This is a genomic window from uncultured Streptococcus sp., from assembly GCF_915066115.1.
GTDB lineage: Bacteria > Bacillota > Bacilli > Lactobacillales > Streptococcaceae > Streptococcus.
In genome coordinates this window covers 1-18,309 of the sequence record NZ_CAJZDT010000007.1, presented here as the reverse complement: position 1 = coordinate 18,309, position 18,309 = coordinate 1, and the positions used below count along the sequence as shown (strand labels likewise).

Sequence of the window (18,309 nt, the reverse complement as noted above, 5' to 3'; positions counted from 1 at the left end):
GTATGAGGAAAAAAACAATTGGTGAGGTTTTACGTTTAGCTAGAACCAACCAAGGGTTGACTCTAGAAGAATTACACAAAAAAACAGAAATTCAGTTGGATATGTTGGAGGCGATGGAAGCTGATGATTTTGATCAACTTCCTAGTCCATTTTATACTCGTTCTTTTTTACGAAAGTATGCGTGGGCAGTTGAGCTTGATGAGAGAATTGTCTTGGATGCTTATGATTCTGGGAGCATGATTACGTATGAGGAAGTAGATGTTGATGAAGACGAGTTAACAGGCAGGAGACGTTCCAGTAAGAAAAATAAGACATCATTTTTACCTTTATTTTATTTTATACTCTTTGCCCTATCGATTGTCATTTTTGTGACTTATTATGTTTGGAATTATCTCCAGACTCAACCGGAGAATTCATCTACGTCTAGTTATAGTGTAGTCCAAGCAACAAGTTCGACTAGTTCTGTAACTCCATCTTCAAGTAGTGGTTCATCAAGTAGCTCTTCGAATATTGAACCAGTTATAAGTGTATCAGGTGAAGGAAATTATGTAGAAATCGCTTATAAAACAAGTAAGGAAACCGCAAAATTGCAATTATCGGTTTCAGATGCTAGAAGTTGGGTTAGTGTTTCAGAAAGTGAGCTTGAGGGTGGTGTGACCTTATCACCGGATAATAAAAGTGCAGAAACAACAGTTTCAACAAAAAATCCTGTGACCATTACTTTAGGTGTTGTCAAAGGTGTTGCTTTAACAGTAGATAATCAGACTGTTGATTTATCGAAATTAACAGCTCAAACTGGACAAATCACTGTAACCTTTACTAGAAATTAAGGAAAAACGAATGAAAAAAGAACAAATTCCCAATCTCTTAACAATAGGTCGAATTCTCTTTATACCTATTTTTATCTTTATTTTAACGATAGGAAATTCGCTAGAAAGTCATATAGTAGCAGCTATTATATTTGCTATTGCCAGTATTACCGACTATTTAGATGGATATTTAGCTCGTAAATGGAATGTGGTCAGTAATTTTGGCAAATTTGCAGATCCTATGGCGGATAAGTTACTAGTTATGTCTGCTTTTATTATGCTGATTGAGTTAGGTATGGCTCCAGCTTGGATTGTTGCAGTGATCATCTGTCGTGAGTTGGCTGTAACAGGTTTAAGACTTTTATTAGTTGAAACTGGTGGGACAGTTTTAGCAGCAGCAATGCCTGGAAAAATTAAAACTTTTAGTCAGATGTTTGCCATTGTTTTCTTGCTATTACATTGGATTTTGCTTGGTCAAGTTCTACTTTATGTAGCCTTGTTTTTCACTATCTACTCTGGTTATGATTATTTCAAGGGTAGTGCCTATGTATTTAAAGGGACATTTGGTTCGAAATGAAATCAGTAATTGATGTAAAAAATCTTTCTTTTCGCTATAAGGAAAGTCAGGAATACTATGATGTGAAGGATATTACGTTTCACGTGAAACGTGGAGAATGGCTTTCGATTGTAGGGCATAATGGTAGTGGTAAATCAACAACGGTTCGCTTAATTGATGGCTTACTGGAAGCAGAATCCGGAGAGATTGTAATCAATGGCCAACAGTTGACTGAGGAGAATGTTTGGAGCATACGTCGTCAAATCGGTATGGTTTTTCAAAATCCAGATAATCAATTTGTTGGAGCGACTGTTGAAGATGATGTTGCCTTTGGTTTGGAAAATCAGGGACTTTCTCGTCAAGAAATGAAAAAGAGAGTGGAAGAAGCTCTGGATTTGGTTGGCATGTTGGACTTTAAAAAGATAGAGCCAGCACGTCTATCAGGTGGTCAAAAGCAACGTGTTGCTATTGCAGGTGTTGTAGCCTTAAGACCAGCGATTCTAATTCTAGATGAGGCAACGAGTATGTTGGATCCTGAGGGGCGTAGAGAACTTATTGAGACAGTAAAAGGAATTCGAAAAGACTATGATATGACGGTCATTTCCATTACACATGATTTGGAAGAAGTTGCCATGAGTGATCGCGTATTGGTCATGAAAAAAGGGGAGATTGAATCAACTAGTAGCCCGAGAGAACTTTTCTCTCGAAATGATTTAGATCAAATTGGATTAGACTATCCTTTTGCTAATCAATTAAAAAATTCTTTAAGCCAGAATGGCTATGATTTGCCTGAAAATTATTTGACAGAAAGTGAGCTAGAGGATAAGCTATGGGAATTGCTCTAGAAAATGTGAGTTTTACATATCAAGAAGGGACTCCCTTAGCCTCAACAGCTTTGTCGGATGTTTCTTTGACGATTGAAGATGGTTCTTATACGGCCTTAATTGGGCATACAGGTAGTGGCAAATCGACTATTTTACAACTTTTAAATGGTTTATTGGTGCCAAGTCAAGGAAGTGTACGAGTTTTTGATACCTTAATCACTTCGACTTCTAAAAATAAAGATATTCGTCAAATTAGAAAACAGGTTGGCTTGGTATTTCAGTTTGCTGAAAATCAGATTTTTGAAGAAACGGTTTTGAAAGACGTTGCTTTTGGACCGCAAAATTTTGGAGTTTCTGAAGAAGATGCGGAGAAGATTGCGCGTGAGAAACTGGCTTTGGTTGGAATTGAGGAATCACTTTTTGATCGCAGTCCGTTTGAGCTGTCAGGTGGACAAATGAGACGTGTCGCCATTGCAGGCATACTTGCCATGGAACCAGCTATATTAGTCTTAGATGAGCCCACGGCAGGTCTAGATCCTTTAGGTAGAAAAGAGTTGATGAATTTGTTTAAAAAACTCCACCAGTCAGGGATGACCATTGTCTTAGTAACGCATTTGATGGATGATGTTGCTGAATATGCGAATCAAGTCTATGTGATGGAAAAGGGACGTTTAGTGAAGGGTGGTAAACCAAGTGATGTCTTTCAAGATGTTGTTTTTATGGAAGAAGTTCAGTTGGGAGTACCTAAGATTACAGCTTTTTGTAAACGATTGGTTGATAGAGGCGTGGCATTTAAACGATTACCGATTAAGATAGAGGAGTTCAAGGAGTCGCTAAATGGATAGTATGATTTTGGGGCGTTATATCCCAGGGGATTCGATTGTTCACCGATTGGATCCACGTAGTAAATTACTGGCTATGATGCTACTGATTTTGATCGTTTTTTGGGCTAATAATCCCTTGACGAATTTGATTCTTTTTATAGCGACAGGGATTTTTATTGCCTTGTCAGGAGTATCTCTTTCATTGTTTATTCAGGGCTTGAAGTCTATGTTTTTCTTGATTGCCTTCACAACTATTTTTCAACTATTTTTCATTTCTAATGGGAATGTTTTATTTGAGTTTTCATTTGTGAGAATCACGGATTATGCTTTGCAACAAGCTGGGATTATTTTTTGTCGCTTTGTATTGATTATTTTCTTTTCAACTTTGTTAACCTTAACGACCATGCCCTTAAGTTTGGCATCAGCTGTCGAAGCTTTATTAGCACCTTTAAAGCGTGTGAAAGTTCCAGTTCATGAAATTGGATTAATGCTGTCCATGAGTTTGCGTTTTGTTCCGACCTTAATGGATGATACGACGCGGATTATGAATGCACAGAAAGCGCGTGGAGTGGATTTTGGAGAAGGAAGTATTGTTCAAAAAGTAAAGGCCATGATTCCTATTTTGATTCCTCTTTTTGCGACAAGTTTAAAACGTGCGGATTCCTTGGCTATCGCCATGGAAGCGCGTGGTTATCAGGGTGGGAAAGGCAGAAGTCAATACCGACAATTGAAATGGACTCGAAAAGATACGCTAGCAATCCTTGTTATTCTCGTACTTGGTTGTTGCTTATTTTTCTTAAAATCTTAGTAGCTTTCAGGAATTTATAAAAAAGTTACTGTAACAGTTTTTGATATAAAGGTAGGGATATGAACCGTTTTAAAAAATCAAAATATGTCATGATTGTTTTTGTTACTGTTCTGCTTGTCTCAGCTCTCTTGGCGACGACTTATTCAAGTACAATTGTGACAAAATTAGGAGATGGAATTTCATTGGTTGATAGAGTTGTGCAAAAACCTTTTCAGTGGTTTGATTCTGTTAAATCAGATTTGGCACATTTGACACGAACATATAATGAAAATGAAAGTTTGAAGAAACAGATTTACCAATTAGAAGTTAAATCAAATGAGGCGGAAAGTTTAAAGACGGAAAATGAACAACTGCGCCAATTGCTTGATATGAAGTCTAAATTACAAGCCACAAAGACTTTAGCAGCAGATGTTATTATGCGTTCTCCAGTATCTTGGAAACAGGAATTGACCTTAGATGTAGGCAAATCAAAAGGAGCTTCTGAGAACATGTTAGCTATTGCAAATGGTGGCTTGATTGGGAGTGTTTCAAAAGTAGAGGAGAACTCTACCATGGTCAACCTTTTGACAAATACGGAAAATGCTGATAAGATTTCTGTTAAAATTCAACATGGTTCTACTACAATTTATGGGATTATTGTTGGCTATGACAAGGAAAATGAAGTTCTCAAAATTAGTCAATTAAATAGTAGTGGCGATATTAGTGCAGGAGATAAGGTGACCACTGGTGGATTAGGAAACTTTAATGTTGCTGATATTCCTGTTGGTGAAGTGGTTGCTACAACGCATAGTACGGACTATTTGACACGAGAAGTAGCTGTTAAATTGAGTGCAGATACTCATAATGTGAATGTGATAGAATTAGTGGGGAATTCATAATGAGACAGCTGAAGCGGGTTGGAGTGTTTTTATTGCTTCCTTTCTTTGTTCTAATTGATGCCCATATTAGCCAGCTTTTTGGCTCATTATTTCCCCACGTGCAGTTGGCCAGTCATTTTCTATTTTTGTTTCTCTTATTTGAGACGATTGAAGTATCAGAGTATCTCTATTTAGCTTATTGTTTTGTAGTGGGTTTGGTTTATGACATTTACTTTTTCCACTTGATAGGGATTGCGACTCTGTTATTTGTCTTGTTGGGGGCATTTCTCCATAAATTTAATAGTGTTATTTTATTGAATCGTTGGACGAGAATGCTGGCAATTATTGTCATGACTTTTCTATTTGAGATGGGAGCTTATATACTTGCAATAGTGGTAGGTTTAACTGTAGATAGTATGTCTTTGTTTATAGTCTATAGTTTAGTACCATCAATGATTTTGAACCTTATATGGATGATTACTTTTCAGTTTATTTTTGAAAAATTTTACCTATAAGAAAGAAATAAAAATGTAACAAAGGCGTAATATTCATTAGGCCTTTTTTTGGTATACTAGTAATGTCTTTAAAAGAAGGAGTATCTACGGAATATGAAGAAAAAAATCTTAGCGTCACTTTTACTAAGTACAGTAATGGTTTCTCAAGCAGCTGTTTTAACAACTGCGCATGCAGAAACTACTGATGACAAAATTGCTGCTCAAGATAATAAAATTAGTAACTTAACAGCACAACAACAAGAAGCCCAAAAACAAGTTGATCAAGTTCAGGAGCAAGTATCTGCTATTCAAACAGAGCAATCAAACTTGCAATCTGAAAATGATAGATTACAAGCAGAATCTAAAAAGCTTGAGGGAGAAATTACAGAACTTTCTAAGAATATTGTATCTCGTAATGATTCATTGCAAAAACAAGCTCGTAGTGCTCAAACAAATGGAGCTGCAACTAGTTACATTAATACAATTGTAAACTCAAAATCAATTACAGAAGCTATTTCGCGTGTTGCTGCAATGAGTGAAATCGTATCTGCAAACAACAAAATGTTGGAACAACAAAAAGCAGATAAACAAGCTATTTCTGAAAAACAAGTAGCAAACAATGATGCAATTAATACAGTTATTGCAAATCAGCAAAAACTAGCTGATGATGCCCAATCATTAACTACAAAACAAGCTGAGTTGAAAGCTGCAGAATTGAATCTTGCTGCTGAAAAGGCTACTGCAGAGGATGAAAAAGCAAGTTTACTTGAGAAAAAAGCTGCAGCAGAAGCAGAAGCTAAAGCAGCTGCAGAAGCAGAAGCAGCTTATAAAGCTAAACAAGCAAGTCAACAACAAAAAGTCGTTGCCTCTGGAAATACAACTTTTACAGCAGAAGTTCAAGCAGTATCAACTACTTCTTCTTTATCTAGTTCGTCTGAATCATCTTCAAGTAGTGCTTCAGCGGAATCAACAAGCTATACTCCTGCACCAGTGAAACAACGTCCGACATACAGTACAAATGCATCAAGCTATCCTGTAGGTCAATGTACATGGGGAGTAAAAACTTTAGCACCATGGGCTGGTGATTACTGGGGTAATGGCGGTCAATGGGCTGCAAGTGCAGCAGCTGCAGGTTTCCGTACAGGTTCTACACCACAAGTTGGCGCGATTGCATGTTGGGATGATGGAGGATACGGTCACGTAGCAGTTGTTACAGCAGTTGAATCATCAACTCGTATTCAAGTTTCTGAGTGTAACTATGATGGAAGTGGAACTCAACCAATCGGAAATTATCGTGGATGGTTTAATCCGACAGCATCAAGAGGTACTGTAAGATACATTTATCCAAACTAATATACTGATTATTACTATACAAAGGGTGAGATCTTATTAATCTCACCCTTTGTATAGTGCTGGAAAAATTAATTTCATTATATAATTACTTGAACTTATTTTCTATTTTTATAATTATTTAATTAAAGTAAAATGAAACGTAGAGATTTAGTACGAGTGTAGCATGTTAATAAAAAATGGTTTCTAAGGGAGTCGGTGTTGAAGTTATGTTTAGGTATAAAATAAATGTTGATGTTAAAGAGTGGGATTTATTTTTAGAAAATCATCCTCAAGGAAATTTATTGCAGAGTAGTGATTGGTCCAAGATAAAGGATACTTGGGGGAACGAGAGAGTTGGCTTTTATAAAGATAATCAATTAGTTGGAGTAGCAAATATCTTAATTCAGCCGCTACCATTAGGACTTTCTATGTTTTATATTCCACGAGGTCCAGTAATTGACTATGAAGATAAAGAACTTCTGAAATTTGTTCTTTTAACGTTGAAAAAACTTGCTAAAAAAAGCCATGCAATAATGGTTAAATTTGACCCAAGTTTATTTATCAGTAGAGGTCTTATTGACCAAGAAACTGTCCAAAATTCTATGACTTTAGCAATTGTCGAAGAACTGAAAAAAAATAAAGTTTATTGGACAGGCTTAACAAAGGATATGGCAGAAAATATACAACCACGTTTTCAAGCTAATATTCATAAAGAAAATTTCTCACTGGATCAACTTTCTAAGTCTACTAGACAGGCCATCCGAACTGCAAGAAATAAAGGATTAGAAGTAAAATTTGGTGGACTTGATTTATTAGATGACTTTTCATTTTTAATGAAGAAAACAGAGTCTCGCAAGAATATCAGTTTACGAGGCAAAGATTATTATCAGAAGTTACTGGATACTTATCCTGATCACTCCTTTATCACACTGAGCTTTTTAGATCTACCTAATAGACTGAAAGAAGTTGAGCAACAATTCGAAAAGAATCTAAAAACAGAGCAGAAGTTTACAGATAAAACGAAAGAAGGTAAAATAAAAGAGAATCAGCAAGAGAGAAAACGATTAAAGGAAGAAATTTCTTTTCTTAAGAACCATATTGACAGAGGGGATAGTATTGTCCCATTGTCTGGTACTTTAACCATCGAATTTGGGAAAACTTCTGAGAACTTATATGCTGGAATGAATGAAGAATTTAGACACTATCAACCTGCTATTCCTACATGGTTTGAGACAGCACAACATTCTTTTGAACGAGGGGCTGAGACTCATAATATGGGTGGAATTGAAAACAATTTAGAGGGTGGGTTAATTAACTTTAAATCTAAGTTTAATCCTACTATTGAGGAATTTGCTGGTGAGTTTAATTATCCAACTAGTTCATTATATTTTTTGTTTAATCTAGCTTATAAAATTCGTAAGAAACTTAGAAGTAGATAAGATAAACTAATTATTTTGCCACTATATTAAATTAAAAAAATTTAGCTATTAGAGCATCCCAGCAGTATATGTTGGGATGTTTTAAATTTAGAGTTTTTATCAGTAATTTAATGCTGAATTCCCAAACTAAGTTCTACCTCTAGTATAAGTGGAGGTTAGTGTGATAAAAATCGAAAAAAATAGTGAAATTACGTGTCCGGTAAGTTCCACTGGTTTTAATAACGCTTGATCTCATCGCTTTTGTAGCCGAAATGAATAGAAAAAAGAGCGCACAAAATCCCATCATCTGAAACGTTTGAATGGTTTTTTAGGTTAGTTTTTAGAACTTAGGTTAGAGTAATTTATAAGACTGACAGACGTCTTTTGCAAGTATTTTAGACATTCCAAGAAGCTTAGGAATCAACCTCTTCTCCATAAGTAAAGGAAAAGAGTTCGTAAGATGACTTTCCATTTAGAGCAGCTCGTTTGACACTGTTGGCATGAGAATAGACGAGATTGATGTCCTCCTGAGTTAAGTTGTCAAAAGAAGTTCCCTTTCTGGTCAGAGCGATTAGGGGAACAAAAGAAAAGTTTATTCTCTCCTCAAACGTATCACACTTAATTACACCATAAAAATCCGTTTTAGACTAACTTTCACTTTGGCCAGTCAAGTGGAAGTTACTTTGAGAAATTCCCTACTTTAAAAATCTACTAAAATAGCTTGAAAATATTGAAAAAGTATGGTAGAATGAAACTTGTCGTGTGAACGATAATACTCATTCTTGATGAATTGTGAAACAGTTGCCCTTGGGTCGTTTTGCGAGTTGAAGTCAAGAAGAGGAAAAAAACAAAAAGGAGAAATACTCATGGCAGTAATTTCAATGAAACAACTTCTTGAGGCTGGTGTACACTTTGGTCACCAAACTCGTCGCTGGAACCCTAAGATGGCTAAGTACATCTTTACAGAGCGTAACGGAATCCACGTTATCGACTTGCAACAAACTGTAAAATACGCTGACCAAGCATACGACTTCATGCGTGATGCAGCAGCTAACGATGCCGTTGTATTGTTCGTTGGTACTAAGAAACAAGCAGCTGATGCAGTTGCTGAAGAAGCAGTACGTTCAGGTCAATACTTCATCAACCACCGTTGGTTGGGTGGAACTCTTACAAACTGGGGAACAATCCAAAAACGTATCGCTCGTTTGAAAGAAATCAAACGTATGGAAGAAGATGGAACTTTCGAAGTTCTTCCTAAGAAAGAAGTTGCACTGCTTAACAAACAACGTGCACGTCTTGAAAAATTCTTGGGTGGTATCGAAGATATGCCTCGTATCCCAGATGTTATGTACGTAGTTGACCCACATAAAGAGCAAATCGCTGTTAAAGAAGCTAAAAAATTGGGAATCCCAGTTGTAGCGATGGTTGACACAAACACTGATCCAGATGATATCGATGTAATCATCCCAGCTAACGATGACGCTATCCGCGCTGTTAAATTGATCACAGCTAAATTGGCTGACGCTATCATCGAAGGACGTCAAGGTGAAGATGCAGCAGCAGTTGAAGCAGAATTTGCAGCTTCAGAAGCTCAAGCAGATTCAATCGAAGAAATCGTTGAAGTTGTAGAAGGCGACAACGCTTAATTCATATAAATAGTAATTACCTAGGAGGGCGGGGCTTAGCCCGGCTCTCCTATTTTTAAAAAATATAGGAGAATCAAAATGGCAGAAATTACAGCTAAACTTGTAAAAGAGTTGCGTGAAAAATCTGGTGCCGGAGTTATGGACGCTAAAAAAGCGCTTGTAGAAACAGACGGTGACATCGAAAAAGCGATTGAATTGCTTCGTGAAAAAGGTATGGCTAAGGCAGCTAAGAAAGCTGACCGTGTTGCTGCAGAAGGTTTGACTGGTGTTTACGTTAACGGTAATGTTGCAGCAGTTATCGAAGTCAACGCTGAAACTGATTTCGTTGCTAAAAATGCTCAATTCGTTGAATTGGTAAATACTACAGCTAAAGTTATTGCTGAAGGAAAACCTGCTAACAATGAGGAAGCTCTTGCTTTGACAATGCCTTCAGGTGAAACTCTTGAAGCTGCATACGTATCTGCAACAGCAACTATCGGAGAAAAAATCTCATTCCGTCGCTTTGCATTGATTGAAAAAACAGACGCACAACACTTTGGAGCATACCAACATAACGGTGGACGTATCGGTGTTATTTCAGTTGTTGAAGGTGGAGACGAAGCACTTGCTAAACAATTGTCAATGCACATCGCAGCGATGAAACCAACAGTTCTTTCTTACAAAGAATTGGATGAGCAATTCGTTAAAGATGAGTTGGCACAATTGAACCACGTTATCGACCAAGATAACGAAAGCCGTGCAATGGTTAACAAACCAGCTCTTCCACACTTGAAGTATGGATCAAAATCTCAATTGACTGATGAAGTGATTGCTCAAGCTGAAGCTGACATCAAAGCTGAGTTGGCTGCAGAAGGCAAACCAGAAAAAATCTGGGACAAAATTATCCCAGGTAAAATGGATCGCTTCATGCTTGACAACACTAAAGTTGACCAAGCTTACACACTTCTTGCACAAGTTTACATCATGGATGACAGCAAGACAGTTGAAGCATACCTTGAATCAGTTAACGCTTCAGTAGTTGAGTTCGCTCGCTTTGAAGTTGGTGAAGGTATCGAGAAAGCTGCAAACGACTTTGAAGCTGAAGTTGCAGCTACAATGGCAGCAGCCTTGAATAACTAATAATAAAAAGGAAGCCAAATTGCTTCCTTTTTTCTATGCAGCCGATCTTTATAGGGAGATGTTCCTATTTTTAAGGTATAAATAAAAAGCCCTATAATAAGGGCTAAGTGTATTTAGGAGACTACACTTCAAATTCATAGAGTGCTGTAGAGAGATAACGTTCACCGTTATCTGGTGCTAGAGCAAGAACTTTTTTACCTGTACCTAATTTCTTGGCAACCTCGATGGCTCCGTAGATAGCTGCAGCTGAAGAAATCCCTACAAGGAATCCTTCTTTTCCACCAATTTCACGGCCGAGTGCTAGTGCATCGTCTGATGTTACACGAACGATACCATCATAAGCCTTTGTATCCAGTGTATCAGGAATAAATCCAGCTGAGATGCCTTGAATTTTGTGTGGTCCCGGTTTTTCACCAGATAGAATAGCAGATTCATCAGCTTCCACTGCATAAACTTGAATGTTTGAATTTGCTGATTTGAGTGCGTGAGAAACACCAGAAATCGTTCCACCGGTACCCACTCCAGCAACAAAAGCATCTAGTCCATCTTTACCGAAAGCAGCTAGTATTTCAGCTCCTGTTGTTCTTTCGTGTACTTCTGGATTAGCTGGATTGTCAAATTGAAGAGGAAGGAAACCATTACGTTCAGCAGCGATTTCTTGAGCTTTAGCAATAGCGCCTTTCATTCCCTCACTACCAGGAGTTAGGACGAGTTCAGCACCATAAGCTTGGATAATCTTACGTCGTTCTACACTCATAGTTTCAGGCATAACGATGACGACTTTATACCCTTTAGCAGCACCTACCCATGAAAGTCCAATACCAGTGTTTCCACTTGTTGCTTCAACAATAGTAGAACCAGGTTTCAGAATACCGTCTTGTTCAGCTTTTTCAATCATGCTAAGAGCAATACGGTCTTTTACAGAAGAACCAGGGTTAAATGCTTCAAGTTTTACATAGACATCTGCAGCACCTTCTGGCACAATGTTGTTGAGTTTAACAATCGGAGTTTGACCGATTAGTTCAGTAATATTGTTATAAATAGACATATGAATACCTCTTTGTATAAGATATCTCTAGTATAACGTTATCTATACCATTTGTAAAATATAGAAATCCTATCGAAGTGATAGGATTTTTTTATATCACAGGTCTAAGCCATTAATTTTCAAGCGATTGTGATAAGCTAATTCTAGTAAATAGGTGTAAAGGAGAACGCTATCCGTTTTCTTTTTGTTCTAGTAGGTCTTGGCAAGCATCTTTTTATGTTGCTAATTAAAGTAGCGGTGAAAATATCAGTGAAACACTGTATTATCTATTATTTACACTAAGTTTACAGGAACTTCAACTTCTCGTAAACCTTGATCAGTTAAGGTAACTTTTCCATTAAAAAACTCCACAAGTGCAGCTTTAATAGTTTCTTTGTCTTCTTTATCAACATAAATCATCGTATCGACTTGATCTGTAAAATTTGTATCTAGCTCAATGAGGTTATGTTCTTTAAGGAAGTTACTGTACTCTTGGTACTGAGCGTAAGACATTTGAATAGCAATGCCAGCCTGTTCTTTTATTTCAATGATGCCAATTTCTTTGACAGCTAAGGCAACACTGCCAGCGTAAGCACGAATCAATCCTCCAGCGCCTAGTTTAATGCCACCAAAGTAGCGTGTCACGACCACACAGACATTGGTGAGATTGTGATTTTCTAGTACCCCAAGCATGGGAACGCCAGCAGTCCCACTAGGCTCACCATCATCACTTGTACGTTTGATTTCACTTCGTTCCCCAATAATGAAGGCAGAGCAGTTATGAGTAGCTTTGTAGTGCTCTTTCTTGATGGCAGTAATGAAGTTACGAGCCTCTTCTTCGCTATAAACACGCTTGGCATGACAGATAAAGCGGGATTTTTTGATTTCTTCTTGGACTTGACCGTCCTCTTTAATTGTTCTAAATTCCATGATTTAATTGTACTAAAAAATCATCTAAAGCGCTAGATTTTTACGAATAAAGAAGTATGAAAGTAAATCCAAATTATCTCGGTCGTTTGTTTACGGAGAATGAATTAACTGAAGAAGACCGTCAGTTGGCAGAGAAACTTCCAGCAATGAGAAAGGAGAAGGGAAAATTTTTCTGTCAACGTTGTAATAGTACTATTCTAGAAGAATGGTATTTACCTATCGGTGCTTACTATTGTCGGGAGTGTTTACTGATGAAGCGAGTCAGGAGTGATCAAGCTTTATACTATTTTCCGCAGGAGGATTTTCCGAAGCAAGATGTTCTTAAATGGCGTGGTCAATTAACTCCTTTTCAAGAGAAGGTATCAGAGGGACTGATTCGAGCAGTAGACAAGCAGGAGCCAACCTTAGTTCATGCGGTAACAGGAGCTGGAAAGACAGAAATGATTTATCAAGTAGTAGCTAAAGTGATTAATGCGGGTGGTGCAGTATGCTTGGCTAGTCCTCGCATAGATGTTTGTTTGGAGCTGTACAAGCGCCTGCAAGATGATTTTGCTTGCGAGATATCTTTACTACACGGAGAATCAGAGCCGTATTTTCGAACACCACTAGTTGTTGCGACGACCCATCAGTTATTGAAGTTTTATCAAGCTTTTGATTTGCTGATAGTGGATGAAGTAGATGCCTTTCCTTATGTTGACAATTCCATGCTTTACCATGCTGTCAAGAATAGTGTAAAGGAGAATGGCTTGAGAATCTTTTTAACAGCAACTTCTACAGATGAGTTAGATAGGAAGGTTCGCATCGGAGAATTAAAACGATTGAGTTTACCAAGACGATTTCATGGAAATCCTTTGATTATTCCTAAACCTGTCTGGTTATCAGATTTTAATCACTGTTTAGAGAAAAGTCGGTTGTCACCAAAGCTAAAGTCTTATATTGAGAAGCAGAGAAAGACAGCTTATCCGTTACTCATTTTTGCTTCAGAAATTAAAAAAGGGGAACAGCTAAAAGAAATCATACAGGAGCAATTTCCAAATGAGAAAATTGGCTTTGTATCTTCTATCACAGAAAATCGATTAGAGCAGGTGCAAGCTTTTCGAGATGGAGAACTGGCAATACTTATCAGTACGACAATATTGGAGCGTGGAGTTACCTTCCCTTGTGTAGATGTTTTCGTAGTAGAGGCCAATCATCGTCTGTTTACCAAGTCTAGTTTAATACAGATTGGAGGACGTGTCGGTCGGAGTATGGACAGACCGACAGGAGATTTGCTTTTTTTCCATGATGGGTTAAATACTTCAATCAAGAAGGCAATTAAGGAAATTCAGCAGATGAATAAGGAGGCGGGTCTATGAAGTGTTTGTTATGTGGGCAGACTATGAAGGCTGTTTTAACTTTTAGTAGTCTCTTGCTTCTGAAGAATGATGACTCTTGTCTTTGTTCAGACTGTGACTCTACTTTTGAGAGGATTGGAGAAGAGAACTGTTCAAACTGTATGAAAACAGGTTTGTCAACGAAGTGTCAAGATTGTCGATTTTGGTGTAAAGAAGGAGTTGAGGTTAGTCATAGAGCGATTTTTACTTACAATCAAGCTATGAAGGATTTTTTCAGTCGGTATAAGTTTGATGGAGACTTCCTTTTAAGAAAAGTTTTTGCTTCAGTTTTAAGTGAGGAGTTAAAAAAGTATAAAGAGTATCAATTTGTTGTAATTCCCCTAAGTCCTGAAAGATTGCTCGAGAGGGGATTTAACCAGGTTGAAGGTTTAGTTGAAGCAGCAGGGTTCTCTTTTCAAGACTTACTAGAGAAGAGAGAAGAGCGGGCCAGTTCTTCCAAAAATCGTTCAGAACGCTTGGCAACAGAACTTCCTTTCTTTGTCAAAAGTGGAGTTACTATTCCTAAAAAAATCCTACTTATAGATGATATCTATACTACTGGAACAACTATAAATCGTGTGAAGAAACTGTTGGAAGAAGCTGGTGCTGAGGATGTAAAAACATTTTCCCTTGTAAGATGAGGAAAAAATTTGCAAAAATAAAATGAAAGCGTTATAATGAAATCAGAAAAACAAAAATGTTTAGAAAGAAGGTACTCATATGATTAAATATAGTATCCGTGGTGAAAACCTAGAAGTAACAGAAGCAATTCGTGATTATGTAGTTTCTAAACTCGAAAAGATCGAAAAGTATTTTCAAGCTGAACAAGAGTTAGATGCTCGAGTTAACTTGAAGGTGTATCGTGAAAAAACTGCTAAAGTGGAGGTAACGATTCCACTTGGATCAATTACTCTTCGTGCAGAAGATGTGTCTCAAGATATGTATGGTTCAATTGACCTTGTAACCGATAAAATTGAACGTCAGATTCGTAAAAATAAAACAAAAATCGAGCGTAAAAATAAAAACAAGGTAGCAACTAGTCAATTATTTACAGATGCTTTGGTGGAAGATCCAAATGTTGTCCAATCTAGAGTTGTTCGTTCAAAACAAATTGATTTAAAACCAATGGATTTGGAAGAAGCTATTCTACAGATGGATTTGTTGGGACATGATTTCTTTATCTATGTGGATGTTGAAGATCAGACAACCAATGTGATTTATCGTCGTGAGGATGGCGAGATTGGCTTGTTAGAAGTTAAAGAATCTTAATTTCAATATGTGTAAAGGAAGGTTTACTGAATTGTAAACCTCCTTTTTCTTATAATTGATAGAATTACTGATTACACTTTTAAAAAGTCGCTTTTTGGTGGTTATTATGGTATAATGGGTGCCAAGAGGTTTGGAATGAAAAAATTTTATGTAAGTCCTATTTTCCCCTTAATATTAGGAATAGTGGCGTTCGGAGTGCTATCTGTGCAACTTGTTTTTGTAACGAATACACTGGTAACGCTATTTCTTTTGCTACTTATTTTGGGTTCATATATTTTACTATTCATCCATCAGAGAGACTACTACTCAAAGAGTGAAGTAGAACAAATCCAGTATGTAAACCACCAAGCTGAAGAAAGTTTGACAACCTTGTTAGAACAGATGCCTGTTGGAGTTATTAAATTAGACTTGTCGTCAGGTGAAGTTGAATGGTTTAATCCTTATGCTGAATTAATCTTGACTAATGAGGCTGGAGAGATTGATGTGGCATTAATTCAAACAATTATAAAGGCTTCTGTAGGGAATCCAGGTTCTTATGCCACCTTGGGTGAGACCCGTTATTCGGTTCATATGGACAAGGTATCTGGAGTTCTTTACTTCTTTGATGTGTCTGGAGAATATGAAGCGACTGTCGAGTTAGTAACGAGTCGGCCTGTGATTGGAATCGTTTCTGTTGACAACTACGATGATTTAGAAGATGAAACATCAGAGTCTGATATTAGTCATATCAATAGTTTTGTAGCCAATTTTGTTTCAGAATTTGCTGGTAAATACGCTATGTTTTCTCGTCGAGTGAGTATGGATCGGTTTTATCTTTTTACTGATTATACCGTACTTGAAGAGTTGATGAATGATAAATTTTCTGTTATTGATGCTTTTAGAGAAGAGTCGAAACAAAGACAGTTGCCTTTGACCTTAAGTATGGGATTTTCTTATGGTGATGGAAATCATGATGAGATAGGGAAAGTTGCATTGCTCAACTTGAACTTGGCTGAAGTGCGTGGTGGCGACCAGGTGGTTGTCAAAGAGAATGACGAAACGAAAAATCCCGTTTATTTTGGTGGTGGATCTGCGGCGTCAATCAAGCGTACACGGACACGTACGCGCGCTATGATGACAGCTATTTCAGATAAAATTAGAAGTGTAGATCAGGTTTTTGTAGTTGGTCACAAAAACCTTGATATGGATGCTTTGGGTTCTGCTGTAGGTATGCAGTTATTTGCCAGCAATGTGACTCAAAATAGCTATGCTCTTTACGATGAAGAACAAATGTCGCCGGATATTGAACGAGCTGTTTCATTCTTAGAAAAAGAAGGAGTTACGAAGTTGTTGTCTGTTAAGGAGGCAATGGGTTTGGTGACCAATCGTTCTTTGTTGATTCTTGTAGACCATTCAAAGACAGCCTTAACTTTATCAAAAGATTTTTATGATTTATTTACCCAAACCATCGTCATCGATCACCACAGACGGGATCAGGATTTCCCAGACAATGCAGTTATCACTTATATCGAAAGTGGTGCAAGCAGTGCCAGTGAGTTGGTAACGGAATTGATTCAGTTCCAGAATTCTAAGAAAAATCGTTTGAGTCGTATGCAGGCCAGTGTTTTGATGGCTGGTATGATGTTGGATACTAAAAATTTCACCTCACGAGTGACTAGTCGGACATTTGATGTTGCTAGCTATCTCAGAACGAGAGGAAGTGATAGTATTGCTATCCAAGAAATCGCTGCAACAGATTTTGAAGAATATCGTGAGGTTAATGAACTGATTTTACAGGGGCGTAAATTAGGTTCAGATGTATTGATAGCAGAGGCTACGGACTCGAAATGCTATGATACAGTTGTTATTAGTAAGGCAGCAGATGCCATGTTAGCTATGTCAGGTATTGAAGCGAGTTTTGTTCTTGCGAAGAATACACAAGGATTTATCTCTATCTCAGCTCGAAGTCGTAGTAAACTGAATGTACAACGGATTATGGAAGAGCTGGGAGGTGGAGGTCACTTTAATTTGGCAGCAGCTCAAATTAAAGATTTAACCTTGTCAGAAGCAGGTGAAAAACTGACAGAAATTGTATTAAATGAAATAAAGGAAAAGGAGAAAGAAGAATGAAAGTAATCTTTTTAGCAGATGTTAAAGGAAAAGGTAAAAAAGGTGAAATTAAGGAAGTACCGACAGGGTATGCACAAAACTTTCTTATCAAAAAGAATCTAGCCAAAGAAGCGACTGCTCAAGCGGTAGGTGAACTTCGTGGTAAACAAAAATCTGAAGAAAAAGCTCACGCTGAGATGATTGCAGAAGCAAAAGCAATTAAAGCCCAACTTGAAGCAGAAGAAACTGTTGTAGAATTTGTTGAAAAAGTTGGTCCAGATGGCCGTACTTTTGGTTCTATTACCAATAAGAAGATTGCAGAAGAATTGCAAAAGCAATTTGGAATTAAGATTGATAAACGTCATATTCAAGTACAAGCTCCGATTCGAGCAGTTGGTTTGATCGATGTGCCAGTGAAAATCTATCAAGATATCACAAGTGTAATCAATCTTCGTGTGAAAGAAGGATAAATTTACACCTTCTTGACAAGATTGTAAAAGGAAGGGAAGTCTGATGGCAGAAGTAGAAGAGTTACGAGTACAACCTCAAGATATCTTAGCTGAGCAATCCGTTTTAGGGGCTATCTTTATTGACGAGAGTAAGCTTGTTTTTGTTCGAGAATATATTGAGTCTCGGGACTTTTTTAAGTATGCCCATCGTTTGATTTTCCAAGCTATGGTCGATTTATCCGATCGTGGCGATGCTATAGATGCAACAACGGTTCGTACCATTCTTGATAATCAAGGTGATTTACAGAATATTGGTGGCTTGTCTTACCTGGTTGAAATTGTCAATTCTGTGCCAACTTCTGCTAATGCGGAGTATTATGCTAAAATCGTTGCAGAGAAGGCCATGCTACGGCGATTAATCTCCAAGTTGACAGAGTCTGTCAATCAAGCTTACGAGGCTTCGCAACCAGCTGATGAAATCATTGC

General features: G+C 37.5%; 19 protein-coding genes and 2 pseudogenes. 17 read left to right on the top strand and 4 right to left on the bottom strand.

Annotation, left to right across the window (positions count from 1 at the left end; genetic code table 11):
* Positions 1-2: 2 nt before the first annotated feature.
* From rodZ to QZ565_RS01200, 9 genes are all read left to right on the top strand, one after another.
* Positions 3-830, top strand: coding sequence for a cytoskeleton protein RodZ (rodZ, locus tag QZ565_RS01240; RefSeq protein ID WP_125386271.1), 828 nt, complete (start codon positions 3-5; stop codon positions 828-830).
* Between the two features lie 10 nt (positions 831-840).
* Complete coding sequence (pgsA, locus tag QZ565_RS01235) at positions 841-1,386, top strand: CDP-diacylglycerol--glycerol-3-phosphate 3-phosphatidyltransferase (protein WP_125386272.1); 546 nt, start codon at positions 841-843, stop codon at positions 1,384-1,386.
* Positions 1,383-2,210, top strand: coding sequence for an energy-coupling factor ABC transporter ATP-binding protein (locus QZ565_RS01230; protein WP_295524393.1), 828 nt, complete (start codon positions 1,383-1,385; stop codon positions 2,208-2,210). The genes pgsA and QZ565_RS01230 overlap by 4 nt, the downstream gene beginning before the upstream one ends.
* Positions 2,195-3,034, top strand: a complete 840-nt coding sequence (locus QZ565_RS01225) for an energy-coupling factor transporter ATPase (protein WP_295524391.1) — start codon at positions 2,195-2,197, stop codon at positions 3,032-3,034. The genes QZ565_RS01230 and QZ565_RS01225 overlap by 16 nt, the downstream gene beginning before the upstream one ends.
* Complete coding sequence (locus tag QZ565_RS01220; protein WP_295524389.1) at positions 3,027-3,821, top strand: energy-coupling factor transporter transmembrane protein EcfT; 795 nt, start codon at positions 3,027-3,029, stop codon at positions 3,819-3,821. The genes QZ565_RS01225 and QZ565_RS01220 overlap by 8 nt, the downstream gene beginning before the upstream one ends.
* 59 nt (positions 3,822-3,880) lie before the next feature.
* Positions 3,881-4,699, top strand: a complete 819-nt coding sequence (gene mreC, locus QZ565_RS01215; RefSeq protein ID WP_295524387.1) for a rod shape-determining protein MreC — start codon at positions 3,881-3,883, stop codon at positions 4,697-4,699.
* Positions 4,699-5,193, top strand: a complete 495-nt coding sequence (gene mreD, locus QZ565_RS01210; RefSeq protein ID WP_070842128.1) for a rod shape-determining protein MreD — start codon at positions 4,699-4,701, stop codon at positions 5,191-5,193. The genes mreC and mreD overlap by 1 nt, the downstream gene beginning before the upstream one ends.
* Before the next feature lie 93 nt (positions 5,194-5,286).
* Entirely contained in the window at positions 5,287-6,525 is a 1,239-nt protein-coding gene (pcsB, locus tag QZ565_RS01205) for a peptidoglycan hydrolase PcsB (protein WP_295524384.1), read from the top strand.
* A gap of 206 nt (positions 6,526-6,731) precedes the next feature.
* Positions 6,732-7,943, top strand: a complete 1,212-nt coding sequence (locus tag QZ565_RS01200) for an aminoacyltransferase (protein WP_295524411.1) — start codon at positions 6,732-6,734, stop codon at positions 7,941-7,943.
* 331 nt (positions 7,944-8,274) lie between these two features.
* Here the strand turns inward: QZ565_RS01200 and QZ565_RS01195 are convergent.
* A pseudogene (locus QZ565_RS01195) lies at positions 8,275-8,531 on the bottom strand (IS30 family transposase); the annotation flags it as partial.
* A 257-nt stretch (positions 8,532-8,788) separates the two neighbouring features.
* Here QZ565_RS01195 and rpsB point away from each other — a divergent pair.
* Both rpsB and tsf read left to right on the top strand, forming a co-directional pair.
* Positions 8,789-9,568 carry a 30S ribosomal protein S2 gene (gene rpsB, locus QZ565_RS01190; RefSeq protein ID WP_000268459.1) on the top strand — a complete coding sequence of 260 codons (780 nt, stop codon included), beginning with the start codon at positions 8,789-8,791 and terminating at the stop codon, positions 9,566-9,568.
* Between the two features lie 78 nt (positions 9,569-9,646).
* The gene (gene tsf, locus QZ565_RS01185) at positions 9,647-10,687 is read left to right on the top strand and encodes a translation elongation factor Ts (RefSeq protein ID WP_000808071.1); all 1,041 of its coding nucleotides are present in this window, start codon (positions 9,647-9,649) and stop codon (positions 10,685-10,687) included.
* Positions 10,688-10,808: 121 nt separating this feature from the next.
* Here the strand turns inward: tsf and cysK are convergent, their stop codons facing one another.
* The 3 genes and pseudogenes from cysK to QZ565_RS01170 form a co-directional block, all read right to left on the bottom strand.
* Positions 10,809-11,735 carry a cysteine synthase A gene (cysK, locus tag QZ565_RS01180; protein ID WP_295524380.1) on the bottom strand — a complete coding sequence of 309 codons (927 nt, stop codon included), beginning with the start codon at positions 11,733-11,735 and terminating at the stop codon, positions 10,809-10,811.
* Positions 11,736-11,831: 96 nt separating this feature from the next.
* Positions 11,832-11,918 (bottom strand): annotated as a pseudogene (locus QZ565_RS01175) (PH domain-containing protein); the annotation flags it as partial.
* 90 nt (positions 11,919-12,008) lie between these two features.
* Positions 12,009-12,644 carry a YigZ family protein gene (locus tag QZ565_RS01170; protein ID WP_295524378.1) on the bottom strand — a complete coding sequence of 212 codons (636 nt, stop codon included), beginning with the start codon at positions 12,642-12,644 and terminating at the stop codon, positions 12,009-12,011.
* Between the two features lie 56 nt (positions 12,645-12,700).
* Here QZ565_RS01170 and QZ565_RS01165 point away from each other — a divergent pair, with 56 nt between their 5' ends.
* The 6 genes from QZ565_RS01165 to QZ565_RS01140 all read left to right on the top strand — a co-directional run.
* Positions 12,701-13,999, top strand: a complete 1,299-nt coding sequence (locus tag QZ565_RS01165; protein ID WP_295524376.1) for a DEAD/DEAH box helicase — start codon at positions 12,701-12,703, stop codon at positions 13,997-13,999.
* Complete coding sequence (locus tag QZ565_RS01160) at positions 13,996-14,658, top strand: ComF family protein (protein ID WP_295524375.1); 663 nt, start codon at positions 13,996-13,998, stop codon at positions 14,656-14,658. Before QZ565_RS01165 ends, QZ565_RS01160 begins: the two co-directional genes overlap by 4 nt.
* A gap of 79 nt (positions 14,659-14,737) precedes the next feature.
* Positions 14,738-15,286: a ribosome-associated translation inhibitor RaiA gene (gene raiA, locus QZ565_RS01155; protein ID WP_000599100.1), complete on the top strand. Its 549-nt coding sequence runs from the start codon at positions 14,738-14,740 to the stop codon at positions 15,284-15,286.
* A 135-nt stretch (positions 15,287-15,421) separates the two neighbouring features.
* Positions 15,422-17,395 carry a DHH family phosphoesterase gene (locus QZ565_RS01150; RefSeq protein WP_295524372.1) on the top strand — a complete coding sequence of 658 codons (1,974 nt, stop codon included), beginning with the start codon at positions 15,422-15,424 and terminating at the stop codon, positions 17,393-17,395.
* A complete protein-coding gene (rplI, locus tag QZ565_RS01145; RefSeq protein ID WP_000864214.1) occupies positions 17,392-17,844 on the top strand; it encodes a 50S ribosomal protein L9 in 453 nt (150 codons plus the stop codon). The genes QZ565_RS01150 and rplI overlap by 4 nt, the downstream gene beginning before the upstream one ends.
* A 43-nt stretch (positions 17,845-17,887) precedes the next feature.
* Positions 17,888-18,309, top strand: a 422-nt coding sequence (locus tag QZ565_RS01140; RefSeq protein ID WP_295524369.1) for a DnaB-like helicase N-terminal domain-containing protein, incomplete at its 3' end; no start/stop codon positions are given.

Coding starts and splice junctions, on each gene's coding strand:
- QZ565_RS01230 (WP_295524393.1), top strand. CDS start 1,383: ATGAAATCAGTAATTGATGTAAAAAATCTTTCTTTTCGCTATAAGGAA.
- QZ565_RS01225 (WP_295524391.1), top strand. CDS start 2,195: ATGGGAATTGCTCTAGAAAATGTGAGTTTTACATATCAAGAAGGGACT.
- pcsB (WP_295524384.1), top strand. CDS start 5,287: ATGAAGAAAAAAATCTTAGCGTCACTTTTACTAAGTACAGTAATGGTT.
- QZ565_RS01150 (WP_295524372.1), top strand. CDS start 15,422: ATGAAAAAATTTTATGTAAGTCCTATTTTCCCCTTAATATTAGGAATA.
- rpsB (WP_000268459.1), top strand. CDS start 8,789: ATGGCAGTAATTTCAATGAAACAACTTCTTGAGGCTGGTGTACACTTT.
- QZ565_RS01165 (WP_295524376.1), top strand. CDS start 12,701: ATGAAAGTAAATCCAAATTATCTCGGTCGTTTGTTTACGGAGAATGAA.
- rodZ (WP_125386271.1), top strand. CDS start 3: ATGAGGAAAAAAACAATTGGTGAGGTTTTACGTTTAGCTAGAACCAAC.
- mreD (WP_070842128.1), top strand. CDS start 4,699: ATGAGACAGCTGAAGCGGGTTGGAGTGTTTTTATTGCTTCCTTTCTTT.
- QZ565_RS01220 (WP_295524389.1), top strand. CDS start 3,027: ATGGATAGTATGATTTTGGGGCGTTATATCCCAGGGGATTCGATTGTT.
- QZ565_RS01170 (WP_295524378.1), bottom strand. CDS start 12,644: ATGGAATTTAGAACAATTAAAGAGGACGGTCAAGTCCAAGAAGAAATC.
- pgsA (WP_125386272.1), top strand. CDS start 841: ATGAAAAAAGAACAAATTCCCAATCTCTTAACAATAGGTCGAATTCTC.
- QZ565_RS01200 (WP_295524411.1), top strand. CDS start 6,732: ATGTTTAGGTATAAAATAAATGTTGATGTTAAAGAGTGGGATTTATTT.
- mreC (WP_295524387.1), top strand. CDS start 3,881: ATGAACCGTTTTAAAAAATCAAAATATGTCATGATTGTTTTTGTTACT.
- cysK (WP_295524380.1), bottom strand. CDS start 11,735: ATGTCTATTTATAACAATATTACTGAACTAATCGGTCAAACTCCGATT.
- tsf (WP_000808071.1), top strand. CDS start 9,647: ATGGCAGAAATTACAGCTAAACTTGTAAAAGAGTTGCGTGAAAAATCT.
- raiA (WP_000599100.1), top strand. CDS start 14,738: ATGATTAAATATAGTATCCGTGGTGAAAACCTAGAAGTAACAGAAGCA.
- rplI (WP_000864214.1), top strand. CDS start 17,392: ATGAAAGTAATCTTTTTAGCAGATGTTAAAGGAAAAGGTAAAAAAGGT.
- QZ565_RS01160 (WP_295524375.1), top strand. CDS start 13,996: ATGAAGTGTTTGTTATGTGGGCAGACTATGAAGGCTGTTTTAACTTTT.